This is a genomic window from Caldisphaera sp., from assembly GCF_046536515.1.
Taxonomy (GTDB): Archaea; Thermoproteota; Thermoprotei_A; order Sulfolobales; family Acidilobaceae; genus Caldisphaera.
Genome location: NZ_JAWDMQ010000052.1, coordinates 1 through 8507, shown reverse-complemented (window position 1 = coordinate 8507; position 8507 = coordinate 1). Strand labels below are relative to the sequence as shown.

At 30.6% G+C, this 8507-nt stretch carries 5 protein-coding genes; 4 read left to right on the top strand and 1 reads right to left on the bottom strand.

Features of this window, described 5'->3' with window-relative positions; translation table 11 throughout:
• The first annotated feature begins 372 nt into the window (after positions 1-372).
• The 3 genes from RXO53_RS06860 (at position 373) to RXO53_RS06850 (ending at position 5915) form a co-directional block, all read left to right on the top strand.
• On the top strand, positions 373-3093 hold the full coding sequence (locus tag RXO53_RS06860; protein WP_410713494.1) for an ABC transporter substrate-binding protein: 2721 nt from the start codon (positions 373-375) through the stop codon (positions 3091-3093).
• Positions 3094-3200: 107 nt separating this feature from the next.
• Positions 3201-4871, top strand: a complete 1671-nt coding sequence (locus RXO53_RS06855) for an MFS transporter (RefSeq protein ID WP_410713493.1) — start codon at positions 3201-3203, stop codon at positions 4869-4871.
• Positions 4872-4985: 114 nt separating this feature from the next.
• Positions 4986-5915, top strand: a complete 930-nt coding sequence (locus RXO53_RS06850; protein ID WP_410713492.1) for a glycosyltransferase — start codon at positions 4986-4988, stop codon at positions 5913-5915.
• Between the two features lie 675 nt (positions 5916-6590).
• Here the strand turns inward: RXO53_RS06850 and RXO53_RS06845 are convergent.
• Positions 6591-7904 carry a protoporphyrinogen/coproporphyrinogen oxidase gene (locus RXO53_RS06845; protein ID WP_410713491.1) on the bottom strand — a complete coding sequence of 438 codons (1314 nt, stop codon included), beginning with the start codon at positions 7902-7904 and terminating at the stop codon, positions 6591-6593.
• 337 nt (positions 7905-8241) lie between these two features.
• Here RXO53_RS06845 and RXO53_RS06840 point away from each other — a divergent pair.
• On the top strand, positions 8242-8507 hold a 266-nt coding region (locus tag RXO53_RS06840), incomplete at its 3' end, for an amino acid permease (RefSeq protein WP_410713490.1).

Here is an 8507-nt window from a genome sequence, read left to right as displayed (position 1 = left end):
TTAAATATGATAATAAAAACAAAAACTTTGCCCTTTCTAGGGACATAAATTTTTAAAAAGATTAAATAAAGAATTTTCTTCTAGAGTAACATAGACAAATGTAACCCAATCCTAAGCAAACTTTGAAATAAGATTATAACAATCATAGATATAAGTAATATGTTGAAGGTATTTCTTTGGTCTAAATATTAGAAACTGAATAGGCGACTTTTATTCACTACCTATGTAATGATGAAAATGAAAGCAATAAATTGCAAATCTATGAATTACATCTAAGAAACACTTTAGGGCATAAAAAGTTAGGGTGTTTATAAAGTGGAAAAATATTTAAGTGGGCACGAATTCTTCATATTTTAAAGAGAAGGTGAGGGTATGAAAAGCGTTTCAAAAGGAGTAATTGCAATAATAATTGTTGTAATAGTTATTATTGGTATTGGGGCTTACTTTGTAAGTCAAAAGAAGAAAACGGTCATAACCTCAACTACCTCAACAAGTACAACTACATCATCTACCTCAACTACCTCAACATCTACATCATCTACCTCAACCACATCTAGTGTTAAACAATTGCAACAATTATCTCCACCAACTCCTTCATCGCTCGTTATTTTGTCAAATAGTTCAGTATCTATTAATATTCCAGTTAAAAGTGGGCAATATGCATTAGTAATTTTGGGAAATGGGTCTATAATAAATACAACAAATTCATATGTAAATGCGAATTATAAGTTTCCGGGCCATTATTTAATTTCATATGAATTATATTCATCTAAAGGATTAATTGGAACTTCGTACGGTAGTTTATTGGAATTAGTTGTCGCCCCAAATATACCTTCTAATCTGTTGGGAAAAGTTACTGTTCCAACAATTACATTTAACATAAGCAAAAACCCAACAGCCCCAGTTTTCACAACAGGTGAAACAGTTTATTTATTAGGAGGTTTCTTACAGCCACCATCAGGTCAAAACATGACAATTTATGAGTATTTATGGAATTTTGGTAATGGACAAACACAAACAGTTATGGCAAATCAAACAACTTTCTTACCTGTTTTAAATCCAGTTAACGTTACATATAGTCAACCTGGATTATATGCAGTATCTTTAACAGTTATTACTAAAAACTTATCATCAGGGCAAACGTATAATTATACAACATATCAAACAGTTGCTGTATCAGGTAATGGTATTAATTTTGCATTATTTGAGTTTTCAAGCAATATACCTAATCCTGGCGTAATACAAGTAGCAGAGAATCAACCTGGAGGGCCATATTCTTTAGATCCAGACATAGATTATGAGGTAGTAGGATTTGAAGTTATAGCCAACGTTTATCAAACATTATTGCTATACAATGGATCAAATACTACGTCTTTTATTCCATATGCTGCGTCTGAAGTACCATCGATTCAAAATGGTTTAATAAGAAATAACTATACTGAATATATTTTCCCTATAAGATCTGGTTTATACTTTTCTAACGGAGATCCTGTAACAGCTTACGATGTTTGGTATTCTATAATAAGGGCTTTACTATTTGTTGGAGGCCTTCCTGGCACACCTGACTGGATAATTGCTCAATATTTAGTACCTAATGTGACAGCTGGAGTCCCAATAGTTTCATCGCCAAATGATACTCAAGCCTATGAAGAGATAATGAATTCGGTAACTTATAATAATCAAACAAATGAAGTAATATTTCATTTATATAGACCCACCGCTCCACAGGCATTATTTACTGCACTTGCTGACCCGTTAAGCACAGGTATATTGGATGCCAAATGGTTAGAGCAAGTAGGTGCTGGTATTAATTTCACACCAGCAGGATTTTATCAATACGAACAACAGGCAAATGTAGGTAATTATAACCAAGTTGTTGATTGGAGTCCTATGGGTTCGGGTCCATATATGGTAAAGTCATTAACACCGGGACAAAGTATTGTTATGGTACCAAATCCATACTTTAATGGTACTCCGGGGGTACCCAAACCAAACGACACAGTTATAATATACTGGGTTAAAGATCCAAATACCGCGTATGAAATGTTTGCATCTGGTCAAGCTGATATATTAGAGGATATACCAACTCAATATATACCATTAGCAGAACAATTAGAAAGCCAGGGTCAAGCAAAAATTTATTCGTTCCCGGCTTTAACTGAGCTATTCTATGTCTTTAATGCAAATATAAGTCAACCTAATTTAAAAGCTTTAGGAACTCAATATAATATACCATCATATTACTTCGCAAACCCATTGGTTAGGAAAGCTTTTGCTTATGCTTTTAACTATACAGAATATTTAAATGATATTCTGGGTAATGAAAAATACCATTTCAATTTTGGTAATTATTATTGTGGTGTTATAATACCCGGTTTGCCATATTATGTACCTCCAAGTGAATTAACAGGTTGTCCAACATTTAACTTAACTTATGCTAAACAATTAATGGAAGAATCAGGTTTCTATAATATAAGCGTTAAATTCCCAATAGTTATATTCAGCGGAGATATAACAGATTTTACTGGAGCTCAAATGTGGTCACAATTATTAAATGAAATGGATCCCAATATACAAGCAACTCCAGTTTATATGCCTGGGTCGACTATGATGAGTTATTGGGTTCCAGGATTAAATGGCCAGCCAATATTTACTGGGGGTTGGATAGCAGACTTTCCGTTAGCATCAGACTTTACAAATGCTATGTATTTACAAGGAGGATTCTTCCCAGCTGGAGCAGGATGGAACGTGTCATATTTTGAAAATCTTAGCAAATACTTTGCTTCACAAGGTAATACTTATTTAGCAAATCTATTTGCTAACGAATCTCAGGAATACAACGAATTAAACACATTGATAGTAGAGGCAAATAATGCAGCTCTATCAGGTAATAATGAATTAGCAGCTGTTTATTATAAAGAGGCTGAGCAAATAGCTGTTAATCTTTATTTGTACGTTTATACTTATCAAGAAAATATGTATTGGATAATTAAACCATACATGATACCTTATAAAAATCAAATAAGCTATCAAGAGAATCCAATGATTGGTGGTGGAGGAGATTCTCTATTTTATTGGTGGTCTAAAGGATAAATAAAATATTTTAATTAATATTTTTATTTTTTCTTCAAAGTTTATAAACTTCTATAATTCATGTATCTGTGGGAAATATAAATGAAAAATATACTAAGGTGAAAAGCATGGAATATAAATGGACAGTGCTATCTAATACAACTTTAGGCATATTAATAGGAATGATGAATTCTACAGTTTTATTAATTGCATTACCGGCTATATTTAGAGGTATTGATATAAATCCGTTATCTCCCTCATCTTTTGATTATCTATTGTGGTTATTAATGGGTTATGGAGTTACAACATCTGCATTAGTTGTATCAATAGGAAGGCTATCAGATATTTATGGAAGAGTAAAACTTTACAGGCTTGGATTCATAATTTTTACATTAGGATCAGTCCTTTTATCTATTACTTTTGGTAAAGGAAATTTTGCTGCATCTGAACTAATAGCTTTTAGAGTTATTCAGGCAGTTGGGGGATCATTATTAATGGCAAATAGTGTTGCTTTAATAACAGACGCATTTCCAATAACTGAAAGAGGTAAAGCGTTAGGCTTGAATCAAATTTCTGGCTTGTTAGGTAGTATTTTAGGTTTAATAGTCGGAGGTATTTTGGCAACAATTAATTGGAGGCTCGTATTTATAATTAGCGTGCCATTTGGATTAGCTGGAATTATTTGGTCATATAAATCTCTTAGGGAAATTAGTTTACCGAATAAAAACGAAAAAATAGATATATATGGAAATATTGATTTTATTTTAGGTATTGTATTATTATTAGCAGGTATAACTTACGCATTGGAGCCATATAAGAACATGCCATTGGGTTGGTATAACCCCAAAGTTATAGGATTAATGGTTTCAGGCTTTGCATTATTAGCAGCATTTCCATTTATTGAAATGAAAGTTAAATATCCTATGTTTAGGCTTGAGCTATTTAAATCAAGACAGTTTTCAGCAGGTATTTTTGCGGCTCTACTTTCAGGTATAGCATATGGTGGTCTGATGATTGTATTAATAGTTATGCTGCAAGGCATATGGTTACCTTTACACGACTATTCATTTAGTGTTACACCACTTTGGGCAGGCATATATATGATCCCATTAATGATTGGGTTTGTTTTATTTGGACCAATAAGCGGTACCTTATCTGATAAATATGGTGCTAGAGGTTTAGCAACAGCTGGTATGTTGGTAGTTATGATATCTTTTATACTTATGATGAAATTAAATTACGATTTTCCATATGCTGAATTTGCTTTCTTCATTTTCTTAGCTGGAGCAGGAAATGGACTATTTGTATCACCGAATACGGCATCAATAATGAATTCAGTACCTGCAAATCACAGAGGCGTGGCTTCTGGAATGAGGTCAGTGATGACAAATATAGCTAATACTGTTAGTATAGCAATGTACTTCTCATTGCTTTTATCAGCTTTTGAGCAAAAATTACCTGCAGCACTTTATAATGGTTTAATATCAGCTGGATTCCCAAGTAATATAGCTGATTTAGTTTCTAAAATGCCACCTACAGCGGCTTTATTTGCAGCATTTTTAGGATATAATCCAATGCAAAGCTTATTAAGTAGCTTTCCACAATTGTATTCAGAGCTAAGCAATATAGATCCATCAGGATTATCTTCTGTATTAAGTAATACTTGGTTTCCAAGAGTTATTGCTCCGGCCTTTATGTATGCACTTAGATCTGTATTAATAATTTCATCGATAATAGTCTTAGTTGCTGCAATAGCTTCTTTGCTAAGAGGTAAACATAATATTAATAATAACAATTAAATTTTTTAGAATTTATCAGTAAATAATATTATTTTAATTTGAAAAGCCAAAATAATAATAAGTAAAGTTTTAAATTTTGTATATTTTTTATATAGATGATGAATTATGAATTTAATGACGAAACTCTATAAGACAGGAAGAAGAAAAATACTTGGAAAAAGGGGGACAAAATTAGTTAGAAGTATAGTATCTACTATTTTAACTGAAACATTAATAGTAAATTCAAACAGAGAGAAAAAGAAAGAAGGAATAAGCGCGATGGTTATATCTTATAATGAATCGGATTGGATTGAATTATCAATTAAAAGCATTTCAGATATTGTAGATGAATTTATTGTGGTTGATTCATCGGATGATGAAACTGTTGATATACTAAATAAACTTTCAAAAGAGTTTCCAATGAAAATTATTAGACAACCATTGCTAGGACAAAAAATTGCTAGAGATACAGCTTTAAAATATGTTAATTATAAATATGTTTTAATATTTGATCCTGATTTTATTGGTAATGATAAACTAAAAATAAAAATTAAAGAATTTTTAAATAATCATTATAATGATAAATATTATTATTTAGTTTATTGGCCCTGGATAGCATTATGTGGTGATCTTTCCCATAGATGTAATTATAATTATCATGTAGAACATTGGCTCTTTACATGGTCTAGAAAATTAAAATATTTATTTGATGGAAAAATTGATTATCTGTATTCTCCATTGTATTATAAAAGAATTGATCTAAGTTATGAACCTTTAGACTATCATATGGCTTCGGTGAAAAAACCTGAAAGAGTTGCATTAAATAATTTATTCCGTAAGTCATTTTATTTTAAAATATTATCAGAAAAAGGTGAAAGAGAAGCAAAGAAAGCTTTAGAAAAGGTTGCTCTTGAAAATTATGGGACATCAGATTTAAGAGAAATAGGATTGAGAATTATTAAAGAATCAACAAAGAATAAACCATGTTTTAATTATACAGAATTACCTAGAGAAATTTTGAATAGAGCGAAAGAATTAGATATTCCTTTTGGAAGCTGTAGTTAATTTATAAGATTAGAATTTAAAGCAAAATTTATTAATAATCAAAATACTTTAATGATTTTTAACTAATAAGAAAGACTTTTAAAATTATTTTTAAATTAATTTTATATGCTTAATCTATATTCTAGTTTGGCAGGATGTTCAATAGTACTCAACTCATGTTTCAGTTGTGGTGGGTTAAAATACCTATTAGCCCATATTTATTTCTATCAACAAAAATAATTATCCTATAGCTCTGGCTAACCTCTAGAACTGAATTTTTTTGAAGATTAGAAAAATAAACAAAAACATAACTACTGATTTTTTCTAGTTCTAAATATTATATAATTTATATTTAGCTTTTTGGAGGATGAGGTAGCAAAAGGTTTCCTTTCGTAATAGATAAGATGGATAGGCCTTTATAAAGAGTTTTTATAATTTTCAATTTATACTTAGACGTAGGCTGTAAGAGATAAGTCGTATCTATGGGAGTGAAGGAAATTAAGTATATAGAGAGTATATCTTATGTAAACATTTTTTAACATGGATATTGCAAAATGGTTCTGTTTAATAGAACTATTGCTATGTGTGAAAGGGAACCAAGATTATCCTGAAAAGTAAGAAATCTTTATTATGATATCAATATGTTACGTCCATAAGGGTCGAGTAATTCACATATTCTATTATATTATTTATGTCTTATATCTCAACATCATAAACAGCTTTATAAACCATATCTGTGTTCCAATAGTGCCATGAGCCCCATCTCCCGACTGAAATAATGCCATTTTCCTTTAATATATGTGTAGCTTCATTCCTTACATAATTATGATCTAGCGTATATATGGGGTAGCCATATTTATTTATCCAGGCTTTTGAAAATATTACATCATTTTCATCTTTTATAGCACCAATATCTGCCAAATTTTTTATAGTCTCTAATTTAATCTTTTTAGTATCAATCCTTTCTCCTTTCGGAACAGTAATCTCAGCTATAAGATTGCTTTTACTAGGATCTGATGAAGGAATTAAAGAGCTCATCCAAGTATATCTATGAAATATAATTTTTGGATCGGGAACATAGATAGTTGTTTGTTCTGGAGTTTTAGAATTAATCGCTACTCCAACAATTACTACACTATTATAATCAAATTTGTTTGCTAAATTATAATATTCATCATTTTTGCCTAACGATGTTAAAATTTCTGGTAATGGTATTGTATTTACAATCTTTTTCGCCTCGAATTTTTCATTTATTAAAAATTTACCATTTGGGAGCATATCAATTTTTGTTATTCTTTCATTATCAATAACCCGTATACCATTATTTATTACTTTATCAAACAAGGAATTGAATAGAGATTGAATACCACCTCTTTTAGGATAATAGAAATTTGCTTGTTCTTCATATCCGATGTTAGGGATTCCAGCTGCTGACTTTATCATAGCTTCAAGATTGGGAAATGGAAGTCTACCAGGTATGAATACCCAATCTGAAGCTATTTTATCTAAAGGTCTTTTCCAGATCTTCTTATTGTAGGGTATTAAATATTCATTAGCCATATAATCTCCAAAAAAACCAATAATCCAATCAAGAAATGTTTCAGGCTTCCAAACATCGTTTTTAGCAATATATATCATGCGTTCTATTATCCCTTTTATGAATTTGACCCGTTTTTCTGGAGATAGTTTATAAATTCCATTCTCAAATGGATAGGGAACAAATTCGTTATCATAATAAACGAAATTGTTTCTTACCTTAAGTGAGCAATTTTCTCCGAGTAATTTAACAATCTCTGATAGAATAGTTTTATCTTTGCTAAAGATTAAATGTGGCCCTCCAATATCAAAGGTAAAACCGTCTATCACAATACTTTTTAATAAACCTCCAAAATTTTCCTTTTTATCTGCTTCTATTAAAGTCAAATTTTTTATGCCTATTTTTTGTTCTCTCTGTGCAATTAACAAACCAGCCCAGCCTGCACCTAATATGGCTTTATCAAAGGAATTCATCTACTGCTCACCTTCGCCTTATTGTGAATTTTATTGGGTTTTATTTTTTTATATTTTTTCCGCTGAATCAACATATAACATTGTTTATATACAAATTATCCAAAATATATTAAGATAGTTTTATTATTAAATTCTCAATATAGTAATTCAATTTGCTCTAATAACTATTAAAATCAAATGTGTTTTAGTCTCGTAACTCTAAAAAGTAATGAGATAATTTGTGTATTATTTGATAATATTATTTCTAATGATTGCTCTATTAGTTAACAATTATAAAAGCTTAAAAACTTATTGTTTTAAGTTTAAATATGGTAATAAATGTGAGAATGGTGGTCATATGGGTTTTAGAAAAGAGCTTGGATTTTGGCATGTATTATTTTTAACATTAGGAGCAATAGTTGGAGATGCTGTTGCATTTATTCCAGTTTATGTTTTAGGTTATGATGGACCTGCAGGAATTTTATCATGGATTGTTGCGCTACTATTAATTTTGCCTGTTGCGCTAGTTGTTATTGAATTAGGCACTATGTGGCCTAGAGCTGGAGGGGTAGCATATTATCCAGCTAAAAGCAATGGACCTGTTGCAGGTTCTATAAATGGTTG